Source organism: Cohaesibacter marisflavi, assembly GCF_963665895.2.
In the GTDB taxonomy this organism is placed as follows: Bacteria; Pseudomonadota; Alphaproteobacteria; order Rhizobiales; family Cohaesibacteraceae; genus Cohaesibacter; species Cohaesibacter marisflavi.
This window is the reverse complement of record NZ_OY762534.1, coordinates 3,041,479-3,056,645: the sequence shown is the minus strand read 5'-3', so window position 1 is coordinate 3,056,645 and position 15,167 is coordinate 3,041,479. Positions and strand designations below refer to the sequence as shown.

13 protein-coding genes are annotated in these 15,167 nt (G+C 54.6%); 7 read left to right on the top strand and 6 right to left on the bottom strand.

The window, feature by feature from the left end; all coding sequences use genetic code 11:
* Positions 1-6: 6 nt before the first annotated feature.
* From ACKPCT_RS14880 to ACKPCT_RS14865, 4 genes are read left to right on the top strand one after another with little or no spacing between them, the layout of a single operon-like run.
* Positions 7-1,311: an ABC transporter permease gene (locus ACKPCT_RS14880; protein ID WP_319567292.1), complete on the top strand. Its 1,305-nt coding sequence runs from the start codon at positions 7-9 to the stop codon at positions 1,309-1,311.
* On the top strand, positions 1,298-2,455 hold the full coding sequence (locus ACKPCT_RS14875; protein WP_090069649.1) for an ABC transporter permease: 1,158 nt from the start codon (positions 1,298-1,300) through the stop codon (positions 2,453-2,455). The genes ACKPCT_RS14880 and ACKPCT_RS14875 overlap by 14 nt, the downstream gene beginning before the upstream one ends.
* 1 nt (position 2,456) lies before the next feature.
* Positions 2,457-3,167, top strand: coding sequence for an ABC transporter ATP-binding protein (locus ACKPCT_RS14870; protein ID WP_244544598.1), 711 nt, complete (start codon positions 2,457-2,459; stop codon positions 3,165-3,167).
* A gap of 7 nt (positions 3,168-3,174) precedes the next feature.
* Positions 3,175-3,660: a TlpA family protein disulfide reductase gene (locus tag ACKPCT_RS14865; RefSeq protein WP_175527926.1), complete on the top strand. Its 486-nt coding sequence runs from the start codon at positions 3,175-3,177 to the stop codon at positions 3,658-3,660.
* 19 nt (positions 3,661-3,679) lie between these two features.
* Here the strand turns inward: ACKPCT_RS14865 and ACKPCT_RS14860 are convergent, their stop codons facing one another.
* From ACKPCT_RS14860 to ACKPCT_RS14835, 6 genes are all read right to left on the bottom strand, one after another.
* Positions 3,680-4,006 carry a c-type cytochrome gene (locus tag ACKPCT_RS14860; protein WP_090069653.1) on the bottom strand — a complete coding sequence of 109 codons (327 nt, stop codon included), beginning with the start codon at positions 4,004-4,006 and terminating at the stop codon, positions 3,680-3,682.
* A 166-nt stretch (positions 4,007-4,172) separates the two neighbouring features.
* Positions 4,173-5,813: a signal transduction protein gene (locus ACKPCT_RS14855; RefSeq protein WP_319567291.1), complete on the bottom strand. Its 1,641-nt coding sequence runs from the start codon at positions 5,811-5,813 to the stop codon at positions 4,173-4,175.
* Between the two features lie 24 nt (positions 5,814-5,837).
* Positions 5,838-7,418: an FGGY-family carbohydrate kinase gene (locus ACKPCT_RS14850; RefSeq protein ID WP_319567290.1), complete on the bottom strand. Its 1,581-nt coding sequence runs from the start codon at positions 7,416-7,418 to the stop codon at positions 5,838-5,840.
* Between the two features lie 68 nt (positions 7,419-7,486).
* Entirely contained in the window at positions 7,487-10,171 is a 2,685-nt protein-coding gene (locus ACKPCT_RS14845) for a family 78 glycoside hydrolase catalytic domain (RefSeq protein WP_319567289.1), read from the bottom strand.
* Positions 10,172-10,852, bottom strand: coding sequence for a GntR family transcriptional regulator (locus tag ACKPCT_RS14840; RefSeq protein ID WP_244544599.1), 681 nt, complete (start codon positions 10,850-10,852; stop codon positions 10,172-10,174).
* Positions 10,853-10,878: 26 nt separating this feature from the next.
* Entirely contained in the window at positions 10,879-11,775 is an 897-nt protein-coding gene (locus tag ACKPCT_RS14835; RefSeq protein ID WP_319567288.1) for a dihydrodipicolinate synthase family protein, read from the bottom strand.
* 188 nt (positions 11,776-11,963) lie between these two features.
* Between ACKPCT_RS14835 and ACKPCT_RS14830 the strand changes: the two genes are divergently transcribed.
* The 3 genes from ACKPCT_RS14830 to ACKPCT_RS14820 are packed head-to-tail and all read left to right on the top strand — an operon-like array spanning position 11,964 to position 14,795.
* Complete coding sequence (locus ACKPCT_RS14830) at positions 11,964-12,953, top strand: sialic acid TRAP transporter substrate-binding protein SiaP (RefSeq protein WP_319567287.1); 990 nt, start codon at positions 11,964-11,966, stop codon at positions 12,951-12,953.
* A gap of 15 nt (positions 12,954-12,968) precedes the next feature.
* On the top strand, positions 12,969-13,475 hold the full coding sequence (locus ACKPCT_RS14825; protein ID WP_210186662.1) for a TRAP transporter small permease: 507 nt from the start codon (positions 12,969-12,971) through the stop codon (positions 13,473-13,475).
* A gap of 15 nt (positions 13,476-13,490) precedes the next feature.
* Positions 13,491-14,795 carry a TRAP transporter large permease gene (locus ACKPCT_RS14820; RefSeq protein WP_319567286.1) on the top strand — a complete coding sequence of 435 codons (1,305 nt, stop codon included), beginning with the start codon at positions 13,491-13,493 and terminating at the stop codon, positions 14,793-14,795.
* Positions 14,796-15,167 lie beyond the last annotated feature (372 nt).

The following is a 15,167-nucleotide window of genomic DNA, read 5'->3' as shown; positions in this document are numbered from 1 at the left end:
ACCACCATGTTTTTCAGAATGATCCGTCGATCTTTTCTCGAAGCGCGCAGACGCAAGGTCATAGCGATCATGACCGTTGCGCTTGCGGCCAGCCTGATTACCACCCTTTTGGATCTGTCCGTCGATGTCGGCGACAAGATGGCAAAGGAATTGAAGGCTTACGGCTCCAATATTTCCATCGTGCCCAAGAGTGAATCCATTCCGCTCAAGATTGGCGGCATTGATTTCAATCCGCTCAAGGGCCGCGACTATTTGCGGGAGAAGAACCTAGCCAATATCAAGGATATTTTCTGGAGCAACAATATCGTCGGCTTCACGCCCTTTTTGCAAGTGCCGGTAGAACTTAAAGGCCAAGACACACGCCTGCCATTGATCGGCACCTATTTCGACAAGTCTTTTCCGCTACCCAGTGACGAGCTCTATCGCACCGGAGCGACCCTGACCCACCCTTATTGGGACGTGAGCGGTGCATGGCCTGACGACGAGTCGGCAAACGAGGTTCTGGTCGGCAAGTCTCTGGCGAGAAGACTGGATCTTGCGGTCGGTAATGAACTGCCTCTGGTCGCAGCTGAGAGGGATGAAGAATCCGCAGGTCCACTGACCGTGACGGTGACAGGCATCCTGTCAACCGGCGAGACAGAGGATGACGCCATCCTTGCTCCACTATCGGTGGTTCAAGGCTTTGCCGGTCTTGAGGGCAAGGTGCAGAGGGTGAGTGTCAGCGCTTTGACCATTCCGGAGAATAATCTCTCGCGCAAAGCACAACGTGATCCGGATTCCCTGTCTAGCTCTGAATATGACGTGTGGTACTGCAGCGCCTTTGTCAGTTCCATTGCCCACCAGCTCAACGAGGCGTTGCCTGATGCATCGGCCAATCCGGTCTGGCAGGTGGCCAATGCCGAAGGGGCAATCATTGGCAAACTGCAGGTGCTGATGCTTGTGGTCACGCTGGCAGCCTTCGTCTCCTCGGCGATGGGCGTCTCCTCGCTCATCAACACCTCTGTCATGGAACGCGCCGCAGAGATTGGGCTGTTGAAGGCACTGGGAGCCGCGAAATGGCAAATCCTCCTCCTGTTCCAATCCGAGGCGATGCTTATCGGGCTCATCGGGGGGCTGCTCGGTCTCATGCTCGGGTCTGGCTTGTCGCAGATCGTCGGCTGGACGGTCTTCGGCTCGGCCCTCGCGTTCCATCCGATCATCATTCCCGTGGTGCTGCTGGTGTCAATTGCCATTGCCTTTGTCGGCTCTATCGTGCCGTCTCGTTCCATTGCCCGGCTGATGCCGGTGGAGGTGCTTTATGGCCGCAAATAAAAAGACGAAGCTGGGATTTGGCCTGCTGATGCTGCTCAAATCGCTGGCTGTGAGCAAGGGCAGGGTGCTGGTTGCCATTGCCTCTATCATGGTTGGCGCTACGGTAGTGACCGCCCTCACGAGCCTCTATTTCGATGTCTCCGAAAAGATGAGCCATGAATTGCGCGCCTATGGGGCCAATTTCTTTCTCGGTCCCAGCGATCAAGCCAACCCGCCTCACATCGCGGAAGCTGACTATCAGGCCGTCTTGTCTTCCATCGATGCGGATAGACTGACCGGCGCCAGCCCGTTTCTTTATGGCATTGTCAAACTGAAGCTTGGTGATGCGGTGCTGGCGGGTGTCAATTTCAAGGGATTGCAAAAGATCTATCCCAACTGGCAACTCGAAGGCAGCTGGATCAATGTGGACTTTGACGATCGCAACGCCATGATAGGACGCACGTTGGCCGACACCATGGAACTTGACGTAGGCAGCAGTTTCGATCTGATCGGTCGGGACAGCGGCAAGCAGATTACACTGCGCGTCAAGGGTATTATAGAAACAGGGGAAGCGCAGGACAATCAGATACTGGTCAATTTGCCAGTGGCACGCGCCCTTCTGGATCGCCCTGACACCATTGATCTGGCGATGCTCAGCATCGTGACAACAGGGAAGGGCGCCGAAGATCTGGCAACAAAGATCAATCAGGCACATCCACAACTGGAAGCCAAGCCGATCCGCAAGATCGCTCAGTCCGATGGTAAAATTCTGGACAAGATTCAAGGCTTCATGGCACTGGTCGCCGGGATCATTCTGATCATCACCAGCCTGTGCGTCAATGCCATCTTGTCGGCGATGGTGGTCGAACGCAATCGCGAGATCGGCCTGCAGAAGGCTCTTGGCGCTGATGATGGCGCCATTATCAAACAGTTCGTTACCGAAACTCTGCTCATCGCGCTAATCGGTGTGATGCTGGGGCTGGTGCTCGGCTTTGGCGTTGCCCAGATTCTCGGGCAGACCGTTTTCAACGCTTGGGTTTCCGTCCGCTTTATCGTGATTCCACTGACTTTAGGGGTCTCACTAATAGCCGCCATGATCGCGGCGATTATTCCGATCAGGCGCGCGGTGCGCATTCTACCGGCGCTGGTTCTCAAAGGAGAGTAATATGGATCAGATGTCAGACACGACCCCTGCCACGGCCTCCGCGGGGCACTTTGCTGTCCAGGAGGATCACGTCATCAAGACCGAGGGGCTCAGCAAGCATTTCAACACCGTGAAGGCGCTCGATCAGATCGATATCTCCATCTCCAAGGGCGAATTCGTTTCCATCATGGGGCCGTCCGGTTCGGGCAAAACGACGCTGCTCAATATTCTTTCCTGCCTCGATGTTCCCACCGCAGGGCGTTATCTGCTGGATGGTACCAATGTCTCGGACATGTCCGAGGCAGACCGCGCCGTGGTACGACGCGAGAAAATCGGCCTTGTCTTCCAGCAATTCCATCTGATCCCCTATCTCAGCGCACTAGAGAATGTCATGCTGGCACAGCATTATCACAGCATCGCCGATGCGGGGGAGGCACAGGCAATTTTGGAATCCGTGGGCTTGGGCGGCCGCGCCAGTCATCTGCCCTCGCAACTTTCCGGCGGCGAGCAGCAAAGGGTCTGTGTGGCGCGCGCTCTGGTCAACGAGCCCGCCATCATTTTTGCTGATGAGCCGACGGGGAACCTTGATGAAGAAAACGAAGCGTTGATTATCGATCTTTTCAAACGTCTCAACAAGGATGGCCGAACCATTGCGCTGGTCACCCATAACCCTGAAATAGGAGCCATGGCCGACAGGACTATCCGTCTGCGCCATGGGCATCTGGAGAGCTGAGATCACCATGACACGCATCATTTCCGCATTATTGTTGAGTTTGCTGGTTTTGGCGGGATGTCAGGATAACGAGCCTGTGCGCGTGGGCGCGCCCGCACCCGCTATTTCAGCCATGACACCAGATGGAGAGCCGGTGGCTCTGGCCTCTCTGGAAGGCAAGGTGGTTTTCGTGAATTTCTGGTGGGCAGGCTGTGGCCCCTGTCTGGCCGAGATGCCCGCTATTGATGAAGCCTACCACGCAATCGGGGATCAGGATTTCTCTGTCTTTGCTGTCAATTTCGGGCAGAGCCCTGAGGTGATCAGAAATATCAACCGAAGACTCAAGGTCAGCTATCCGCTGCTGTCCGATCAGCTAAAGATTGCCTCTACCCGATATGGTGTGCAGGCCGCACCGACATCCTTTTTGATTGATCGAAAGGGTGTTCTGCAAGAAGTCATTTATGGTCCGCTGACCAGAGAACAGCTGGAGCAGAAAGTCCAAAGGCTCTTATAAGCCTCAAAACGAGGGAGCCTTAGGGCTCCCTTTGAGTCGCATATGCAGCCAGCGCTTCGATCTGCTCACCTGTCAGTCCAGACTTCATCCGCTCCTTCATAGTCTTGGCAGGTAAGCCCAACTGATAGGGCTGCAAAGTCTCTTCTATCTGGGCGGCTGTCATATCGGTTAACTTGCGGCTCCGGCCCAGAGCCTTTTTCTCTCCTCGTTCTCCATGACAATTGGCGCACCGGTCTGCATAGAGCTGTGCACCCTGATCAAGTGCGCCGGACTGCGCACCCGTTACGAAGGATGCCAAAAGAACAAGCACAAGGCTACCGGATTTGACCAGAGGTAAGCAGTACATAAAAGTCCATTTTCCATTGATTTTACATAAGATTAGCAGATCAATGGTGCCATGTTGTCAGCTCCTTTTCAAAGGCTTCATTGCGTTTTGCACTCGTTCTTTCAAAAAAACGGGAGACGTGCCGACCACGTCTCCCGCTTTGTTTGATTATGCAATATCTGACCGATCAGAGCATGTCTTTGGCAGTGCCTGCGATCTTCACCTTGATGCCTTGCGTCAGGGCTTGGGCGACAAAGGCCTTCAGAACATAGGCCAGTTTGTCTTCCGGCACATAGGCAATCGTGATGTGGTTGGACTGGTGCCCAGCCATCAGATCATCCCGGCCCAAGCCGTCAAGAGTGGCGTTCATCAGCGGCCATTCGGCGTTGGTTGCCTGACTGCGGCGGGTCCATTCGGCTTCTGGTAGTTCATGGGCCATGCCGGTGCCGATATGCATGAAGACATCGGTGCCTTCATAATGGGCGCGCGCCCAAACGAAGGTGCCTGCCTTGCCTTGACCGGCGATGGTTGAACCGCCCTTGGGGAAGAACATGGCTGGCTGGCGATAGCCTTTGGAGCCAGCGATGCCGCCCTTGATATGCTCGAACGGAACAGCGCCGGAAATTTCGAAGTCCCAGTAGAAAGTGCCTTCATATTCGCTGCCCCAGCGGACATCATGCAGGGTCGTTTCGGATGGCAGCCCCATGGCATCGAGCAGACGGAACAGCATGGCCTGTGGAATGGCGGTGCCCATATCCACTTCGTTGATGCACGGGATCGGTTTACCTTCGCAGATGATAGAGCCGTCTTCGTCCGGGATCGGGAAGCGTTCGGTGGAGCCGATGGCGCCTTCGGCAAAGTCAGAAGCTGCACAGCAATCCTTGAGACCCTGCTGATATTGGACACCAACCGCAGTGAGACCGAAGCGGGTGACGATGCGTGCCATGGCGATCATCATGGCGCACTGTTCGAGCACCTGTTCTCGGGTCAGCTCGGTTGCGCTGTCGCTGCCCCACTGGAACTGCATGCCGCGATCTTCATAGAATTTGAGGCAGGCTTCGCGCAGCTCGGCGGGAACCTTTTCCATTTCGACCAGGAGGGCCGACTGGGAGAGGGATTCAAGCGGCATGCCGATGTCGGAGAGGGCCTTCACAGGGAAGAAGCCGTTCATCATGCCCATGCAGAAGGTGTCATGCAGGCCAAGAATGGCCTTGTGCTTGAGGATATATTCACCAACCTTGATGCCATCCTGTCCGGCTTCGCTCTTCATCAGCGGATGATCGGCTGTCACGTCGCTGAGATAGCTGGTGTCTTGATCAAGCTTGCCGTCCTTTAGCCATCTGGCCAGACCCTGCTTGAAGAAGTCATCTTCGCATTTTTCCGACCACAGACGGGAATAGGAAACTCCAAGAGAGGTCAGCGTGCCAGCCATGCAGAGCATGCCAACAAGACCCGGCCAGGTGCCATCGAAGTTCGCCATCAACAGGATCGGACCGCGATGCTTGGAAAGCGACGGTGCGATGTGATGGGAATATTGCCAAGCGGTCAGCAGAACGATCAGCGGTGCGTCCGGATCGATGCGGGAGAACAGCTCGGAGCCTTCCTTCTGGGAAGAAATGAAGCCGTGTTTGCGGTCTTCATGATAAGGGTGAGCGCGCTTCATTTTGTAGCCCTGCGCATTCAGCTCCTTTTCCAGCGCTTCGGAGAAGCTCTGGTAAACAGGCCAGCAAGGCACGTTGGCGCTTTCGCGCAGGTCGGCGTTGGTGACGACGAGGATTTCCTTGTCGCCAGCTGTGATCAGCTCGGCCGGTTCAGGCAATTTCAACATGGTTCAACTCCCGAATATTGCAAATCAAAGGACCGGAGCCATCAGCGCATTGTGATGTTCGCGGTTTTCATAGAGATTGAGATAGACTTGATATTTTGCCGCATGGAAAGCGGCAGTAGATGGATCGGCCTTGACGCTGTCGCCCGGCTGGACGAGGGCTGCGCTTGCGGTCGGAATAGTTTCAAAGTCGCCTGATGCCACAGCACCTAGGATTGCGGCGCCGAGGGTGACAACATCCTCTTCACTGGCCATCTGGATTTCACGGCCGGTGATGTTGGCATATTCTCTCAGCCAGAGTGGGTTTTTGGTCGCCCCGCCACAAACATAAAGCGTCGTGATGGTATGCCCGGCCTTGCTCATTTCCTCGATGATGTGACGCGTGCCATAGGCAACAGCCTGCAAGGTGGCCAGATAGAGCCGGGCCAACTGGTCACGGCCGGTTTCCAGCGTCAGGCCGGAGACGACACCGCGTGCATGCGGGTTGGCGCGTGGAGAGCGGTTGCCATGATGGTCACCAAGAACATGAAGGGCAGCGGTCGGATTGGCTTCGCGGGCTTCAAGATCGGCGACCCACTCGTTGAGCAAAGCAATCGGATGCTTGTCAGCCGCTTTGGCTTCTTCCTGTAGCTGAGGCCATGCCTCGCACTGGTGGATGGTCCATTCAACCAAAGAACCGGCCGCGCTCTGTCCCCCTTCGCCAAGCCAGAAGCCTGGCAGCATGGCGCCAAAATAGGGGCCCCAGACGCCGGGTACCATGACTGGATTCTGGTTGACGATCATGTGGCAGTTGGACGTACCGGAAATAAGGGCCAGACCGCCTTCGGGCTTGGCGCCAATGAGAGCCAGACCGCCAGCATGGGCATCGATGATGCCAGCTGCTATGGTAATGCCTTGAGGCAAGCCCAGTTGCTCTGCGGCAGCTTTGCACAAAGTACCAGCGGCATCGCCCAGCGGCAGAACATCTGTCGGGACTTTGCCTGTCAGATCGCCAAGGCCCACAGCGTCAAGCATATCGGTGGGGAAACGCCCTTCGTGCGCCAGATAATTCCATTTGCAGGTCAATGTGCATGTGCTGGCTGCATCCACTTCAGTGCAGCGCCAGACCAGATAATCTGCCAGATCATAAAAACGCCAGACGGCATCATAGCGATCCGGGAAATTGGTCTTCAGCCACAAGATCTTGGGCAGCTCCATTTCGATGGAAACCTCGCCGCCGACATATTTGAGCGCGTCGTGGCCGGTTGCATTGATTGCAGCGGTTTCCACATCAGAGCGGTGGTCCATCCACATGATGATGTCTTGCTCGGCTTCTCCACTTTCGGAGACCGAAATGGAGGAGCCGTTTTTGTCAAGCGCAACCAGTGAGCAGGTCGCATCAAAGCCGATTGAGCGTACTTTCGTGGCGTCAATTCCTGCCTTCTCAACGGCTTCCTTGGTGGCTTCACAAATCATCGACCAAATATTGTCCGATGATTGCTCGACAAAATTGGCCTTGGGGTGAAACTGTTTGATAGCACGGGTCGCAAAGGCAAGACGGGTGCCCGTTGCGTCATACACTCCGGTTCGCGCGCTCGCAGAACCGACATCAATACCGATATAATACATAGATTGTCCTCCCAGACCCTTTCTTTGCCCCCAAGGCCTAGAAAGGTATCTATAGTGCTGATTTCAATTTATAGCGGGTAAGCCCGTATGACATGATGACCTGGTTCCAGCGTGAACTCGGAACCGAGATCGGACGTCATGTCCCCGGGAAGTGTCACCTTGGCGCTAACGCTTGGTGGCAGGGCAACCTCCCAGTGAATTTCATTCTCCTCAAAATGCCAGTTGCTCGTGATACGGCCGGTATGGGCATCGTGCGTTGCTTCAACAAATCCGATGCGTTTATCGAAAATTGGCCGCATGACGACAGAGCGGTAGCCGGGCGCGCTTTTATTCCAGTCAATGCCGGCAAGGCGCGACCAGATCCATTCGCCAACCGAGCCGTAAGCATAGTGGTTGAAGCTGTTCATGGCCTTGCTCTGGAAGCCTTTTTCCTCAGTCCAGCCGTCCCAGCGTTCCCAAATGGATGTGGCGCCGTGCTTGATGGAAAAGCCCCAGCTTGGATATGTGTCTTTCAGCAGAAGCGAAACGGCCAGTTCCTCTGCGCCATTGTCGCTGAGCACAGGGCAAAGATGCCGCACGCCCAGAAAGCCGGTTTGCAGATGTCCGCCAGCCTGCTCGATCAGCTCTACCAGGCGCTGCGCTGCGCGTTCTTTGGCTTCTTCAGGTAAGATGTCGAAATCAAGGGCGAGAAGGTAGGCGGTCTGCGTGTCGCCCTTCAATCGGCCATCTTCTGCCAGAAAGGCTTTTGTAAAGGCTGCCCGCAAGCGCGTGCCAAGTGCGATCCATGGCACGGCCTCTCGCTCCAGTGCCGCCGCGATATCAACCATCAGGTCTGCGATATAGATCCAATAGGCTGTGTTGACCAACTCACGATCTGTCGCCGGTCCAACGCTGAGCCAGTCACCATAGTTGTTGTGAACCTGATTGCGGCGGATGCCATCGGGGTTGCATCGCTCGATATAGTCCATCCAGCTGACGAAAGGCTGCCAGCAGCGATTCAGCAAGTCCTTGTCGCCATAGCGCTGGTAATGCATCCAACCCATGATGATCGGAGCATCCCCCCAAGCGGGTGCGCCCGGCTGCGGCGTCAGCCGATAAGGATTGAGCGGTTTGGTTGGCGCGACGTCGGGGAAGACACCCTCATCCGACTGGCCGTCGATCAGATCTTCCATCCACTTGGTCAGAAAGGCCGAGATATCCATGAAATAGCCGGCCGTACGCCAGAAAACCTGCGCATCCGCCGCCCAGCCATAGCGCTCGTCGCGCTGGGGGCAATCTGTGGGAACAGAGAGAAAATTGTCTCTCTGGCTCCAGAAGATGTTGGACAAAAGCTGATTGACCATCGGGTGGCCGGTTTTCATTTGGCCAACAACCGGCGTGTCCGTCTGGATGGCGATTGCGGTCAGCTCGGGTTGAGCATAGGTTTCTCCTTCGACGGTGAGTTCCACATACTGGAAACCGTGGAAGGTGAATTTGGGGTGGAAAATCTCGTTGCCCTTGCCGCTGGCAATATAAATGTCCTCAGATACGGCATAGCGCAGATTCTCAGTATAGAGCCTGCCTTCTGCATCGAGCATCTCGCCATGGCGCAACAGGAAGCGGGTGCCTTCGGGGGCTTCCACATGCATTTCGACATAGCCTGTCAGATTCTGGCCAAAGTCAAAGATGGTCGTCTGCGTGCCTTGAACAAACAGGGATTTGGGCTCTAACCGTGCGACTTCTCGGGCTGGTTGGCAGCGCGCCGCATCGATTTGTGGCAGACCCGGTTCGGGAATGATTTCTTCCACCGGTTGCCAATAGGTCGTGTCGATGCCGCACTGACACCAGTCATCCAGCTCCAATCGGGCGTCAACCATTTCTCCGGCCAGAAAATCGGAATAGCAAATCGGCCCCTGACGGGTCATCCAGTGTTCGTCGGAAATGATCGTCTCGACGCGTCCGTCTGCATATTCCAGTTGAAGCTGGCACAGAAAAGCAGGGCGTCCGCCATAATGGTTGCCCGCGCGGCGCTGATTATGTCCGATTCGGCCCGAATACCAGCCTTCACCGATAATGGCGCCAAGGCAGTTTTCGCCGGCGTTGAGCTGATCGGTCACATTGTGGGTCTGGTATTCGACACGGGTGTGATAGTCCGTCCAGCCGGGGGCCATGACATCTTCGCCGATGCGTACGCCATTGATATAGAATTCATAAAGGCCGAGCGCGGAAAGATAGGCAGTTGCCCGCACGGGGCGGTCCGATAGGGCAATCTCGCGGCGCAAATAGTCGGCGGGACGCGCCTGAAAGCGATTGTCGTACAGATTGTCTTGCGGCACATCCCGTCCGGCAGGCAACACGAAATAGCGCCCGATCCAGTGAGCCTGCCACTGATCCTCCGCTAGACCTGTGAATAGCTCTGCCGGTTCGGCCAAAGCACCGGGTTTGTCGTCTTGATCCCAAACCTGAACGCTCCACCAAAGATGGGCGTCTGGCGGGAAAATCAGTGTCTCATCGGCATAAACGAAATTGTCTTCCCCGACGCATTTGCCCGAATCCCAGAAGAGGTCGCCACCTTCGCGCACGCTCTTTTCAGATTGGCCGATAACAAGTCGCCATGCTGTCTGGTGCGAAGGGCTCTGAGCCGAATGTGCACACTCAAGCGCCCAGCCGAAGAATGGCGGGCGGCTGTTCAACCCTGACACGCGCGCGAGATGCTGGCATCGCAGGTTTGTGGCAAGCAGCGATCCGTCTTGCCCGATAATTGGTAAAGTCACCTAAAGCTCCGTCGCCCTCTGTCGAGCATGAGAGATGTGAATATCCATCGCCTCAATGGCAGCCGCTGTGTCGCGCTTGGCGATGGCGTCAATAATAGCCAGGTGGTCGGTGAAGGTGTGAGGCAACAGCAGTTCGGTCAAGCTGATTCGATCGTGGCGGATCAACCTGATGCGGATTGCGTTGATATTGTAGGCCTGAATGAGAATCTCATTGTTGGTCAGGCGGATCAATATATTGTGGAAATCAGTGTCGATCTGCTGCCCACGTTTCAAAACGGCCTCGGAAAGCCCGGTCTCCACAGCTTTTACAATGTTGAGATGGGCTTGGCGCTGCTCTTCCAGAACGCTATCCGGCATCTTCTTGACCGCATGCATGACCGCTTCGCGCTCTAGAGCCGCGCGCATCTGGAATGCATCGCGTATCATCGGGAGATCAATGGCCGTGATCTGGATTCCTCGCTGGGGAACGACGGTTATAAGACCTTCCGATTCCAGACGTGGTAGCAGTTCGCGCAATGCGCCAATCGACAAATTCATTAGCTTGACCAGATCCTTCTGGCTAACAAGCTGACCGGATTTCAACTTGCCATCAAAGAGGGCAGCCTGAAAGAGTTCATAGGCTGTTTCCTTGACACTGCGAGAAGTATCGGCGTGTTCTGTCATCGCGCGACCTGCTATCACTTCAATTTCCTTTCACCACGGCGTTTCTATAGAGCCTTTTCAGCCTCCGCCAATGCAGCTTCAATGGCTGCCAACTTGTCGGAAGACAGGGGCTCCATAGGGGGCATGGTGCGAGCGAAAGCAGGGTTGCCATAAACCTTGGCCATCAAAGCTTTCAGCACATTCAGACCACCATTTCCGTCCACTGTCTCAATACGCATTGTGGCGCGTTTCACGAAGCCTTCCGAAACGCCACCAAGATACAGCTGCACGCAGTCCTTTGCAAACGGGTTTGTCATGCCGCCGATCATGCCTGCGCCACCGGCCTCCACCATGTCGCGCAGAATTGCGTCGCTGCCGGTGAAAATGGAAAGCTCAGGGAATGCCTTGATCAGTTCAAGACCACCGGGCAGATCTCCCGTGGAGTCCTTAATGCCAACCACAAGAGACCCGATGCGTTTCTGAACGGCCTTGACCTGCTCAACGCTGAACGGAATGCCGCTGAAATGCGGGAAATTGTAAAGAACGATGTCGAGGCCGGGGTTGCCCGCTTTCTTGACAAGGGCTTCATAATAATCCACAACGCCTTCTACTCCGGCACTGCGGTAGTAGAATGGTGGAATAATGAGGGCCGCCCGACATCCCAGCTTGTGGGCTTCCACATACATGGAAACAGCGTCATCAAGTGATGATGTCATAACGCCAGGGATCTGGCGTGACATATCCGCGCCCATGTCGGCGAGTTTGCGCAGCGCTTCAAGCTTTTGGCGCACCGACAACGAGGGCCCTTCCCCTGTTGTTCCAAAAACGGACGTATAGGCACACCCAGCTTCAAGCAGGGCATCGCAATGCCGTTTCAGTTGTTCGATATCTACTTCATAATCCTCGGTGAACGGCGTAATCGCCGCGCCGACGACACCCTTAAGGTCGGAATTTTCCAACATCAGGTGCAGCCTCCCATAAAAATTTCAGTCGAATGTAGTATACTCGATTTGATAACTGATACAATAAGTGTTAATATCAGCTAGTCAAACAAATTTCTTCACGCTACAGTTTCTCGTGGAGCTATTCCTATACACCGGGGCTGGAGGGTTCTGGTGTGTGACCATTCTATGTTCGGGAGGACACAAACATGATTTCACGTGGTATCGCGGCTGCTCTCCTCTGCTGCACTTTCATTGCTGCACCTGCTGTGGCTCAAGACAAGCTCACCATCAAATACACCACGGCTTCGGTTCCTTCGGACCTGCATACCAAAGCAATGCATGTCTTCAAGGAAGAGTTGGAAAAGAAAGTGCCTGGTCGCTTTGACGTTCAGCTCTATGATTCCGGTACCCTTTTCGCTCAAGGTGCTGATCTTGACGCTCTGCAGCGTGGCAATGCAGAAATGACCTATTTGTCATTCCAGTTGATCGCTGACAATATGCCTCAATATAGCGTGCTGACGGCGGGCTATCTGTTCCAGAATGCGAAGCATTATCGCACCTTCCTGAATTCGGATCTGGGTACCGAACTGAAAGAAGCCGTATCCAACGATATGGACGTACAGCTTCTTGATACATGCTATCTTGGTACGCGCGAGCTGAACTTGCGTGCCGAAAAAGACGTTCAGACCCCTGATGATCTCAAAGGCGTCAAGCTGCGCATGCCTGGCTCTGATGCATGGTTGTTCCTTGGCCAGGCTCTTGGTGCAAGCCCCACTCCGCTGCCATTCGGCGAAGTCTATCTCGGCCTGCAGACCGGCACTATCGATGCTCAGGACAACCCGCTGCCAACGGTTGAAGCTGCTAAATTCTACGAAGTTACAAAGCAGATCACTCTGACCGACCACCTTGTTGATGGTCTCAACATTGCCGTGAACAACCAAACCTGGGAACAGCTGAGCGAAAGCGAAAAAGCTGCCATGGTCGAAGCTGCTCAGGCATCTTGTGACTGGAACAACGAACAGCGCTACAGGGAAGAAGCCCGTTTGATCGACTTCTTCAAGGAAGAAGGTCTGAAAGTCACAACGCCGGATGTTGATGCATTCCGCAAACATGTGCAGGACTTCTACTTCAGCTCGGATCGTTCCAAAAACTGGCCGGAAGGCTGGGTCGAAAAGATCAACGCAATGGCCGAATAAGGAGCATTTGCTGCTATGGCTAATATCCTTTCAAAGGATATGCTGCTCGCAACCGGCCGCCTTTTAAAAAAGGCGGCCGACGCGATCGGCGTCCTGCTCTTCCTGTTCGCCTTTGGCGGGTTCATTGTACAGATCTTCTATCGCTATGTGATGAACGCGCCTCTTCTGTGGACGGAAGAAATCACGATGATCGCATTCATTTGGACCGTGTTCTGGGCGGCTGCATTCATGACGCCGGTTCAGTCTCATGTGTCTTTCGATGTGGTTTACGACGTCGTAAATCCCAGAACGCGCAGGATGTTCAGCATCATTTCCATGTTGGCACTGTTCATCTCTTTCGTGCTGTTGGTTCCGGCCACATGGGATTATCTCCAATTCCTCACCCGCAAAAAAAGCTCTGTTCTGCGTTTGCCCATGTATTGGATCTACGGCTGCTACATGCTGTTTATCCTGGGTTTTATCGTTCAGGCCGCCTATCGGCTGTACGGTTTGCTGAGCCAGAAGTGGGAAAAATATATTTAAAAGGGTTGAGTTAGAATGACCTTCTTCGCAGATCACGCTCTAAGCCTGATGCTGATCATCATGATTGGTATCACGATTGCCGGGCTGCCTATGGGTATCTCGATGATCGTTGCCAGTATCTTCTATCTCTTTTTCTCCGGACAAGATGTCGGTCTGGCTGCCGAGAATGTTCTGAACGGTGTGTTCGGTAACTTCGTGGCGCTTGCGGTTCCTCTCTTCATTTTTGCTGCCAACATCATGAATGCCGGTAAGGTGTCAGACCGAATATTGACCTTTGCCTTGGCGTTGGTCGGGCGCGTGCCCGGCGGTTTGGCGCAGGTGAATATCATGACGTCGCTTATCTTCTCGGGCATGAGCGGCTCGGCCATCTCCGATGTGGCCGGTGTCGGTAAAGTCCTGACGGACATGATGATCAAGGAAGATCGCTATCCGCGTGGTTTTGCTGGAGCAATCACGGCGGTTTCTGCCGTTGTCGGTCCGATCTTCCCTCCGTCTATCCCTGTGATTTTCTACGCACTGATCTCCTCCACATCCGTTGGCGTATTGTTCCTTGGCGGTGTTGTTCCGGCCTTTCTGGTTTGCACCACGCTTGGCATCGCGGTGATGATCATGGCCAAGCTGCGCGGATTCCCGGTTGAAGAAGCCATCCCCCTCAAGGCATTCCCGATCATTCTGATCCGGGCGCTGCCGGCGCTTCTGATGCCGATCATTCTGCTTGGTGGCATCTATTCGGGCGCTTTCACTCCGACCGAGGCAGCAGCTGTTTCAGCCTTCTACGCTCTGCTTTTGGCTGCCTTTGCCTACCGTGTGCTTGGCTTCTGGTCCTTCATCTCGGTGGTGCGGGAAACGGTCAAGACGACGGCAGTGGTCACCATCGTTCTGTGTGGTGCCTATATCTTCAACTATATCGTCACTGTGGAGCAGGTTCCCCAGCAGGTCTTCGCATTCTTTGATGCAATGGATCTCAACCGGGTTCAGTTCCTGCTGATCCTGAATGCTCTGTTTCTGGTGCTCGGCTGCGTGCTTGACTGCTCGACAATCATGCTGGTTGTCACGCCTTTGTTCATCCCTACGGCGTTGGCATTGGGTATCGATTTGCACCATCTGGGCATCGTGCTGGTGTTCAACATGATGATTGGCCTGGTGACGCCTCCATATGGCATCCTGCTGTTCATCATCAAGGCTTTGAACGGGATTCCGCTTGGCGAGATGATCCGCGAATGCTGGCTCTTCCTTGCCCTGTTGATCATGCTGCTGCTGCTGCTGACCTTCTTCCCGCAGTTGGTGCTGTGGCTACCTCACTATGCAGGAATGCTCTAAGCGTCCTACCAAAATCGGCTTTGATGCACGTCACCAAAGCCTACAGACTGAGAACGGGTGGCCCCAAGCGACGGAGCCACCCGTTTTTGTTTCGTGCGAGGGAAGCAGGAAGTGAACCTTTGTCGCAGGTGAGGAGTTTCGAATGCAAATCGGATAAGCGGGCAGGATAGCTTTGTTGTTAAAGGGCATTTTGTCGCAGCCTGTGGATGTAAAACGTATTTTATTTTTGTCTATCTAACATTGCATCCAGACCGCATTTCTTTTCAGACAGCCTCCTTGGAAGCGGTTTCTAAGGTCTGCTTACACAGAGATGCATCCGCGTACGATCGACGTTCTGGTTTTTTCCATCACCTATCAGAGTATTTTCAAGGT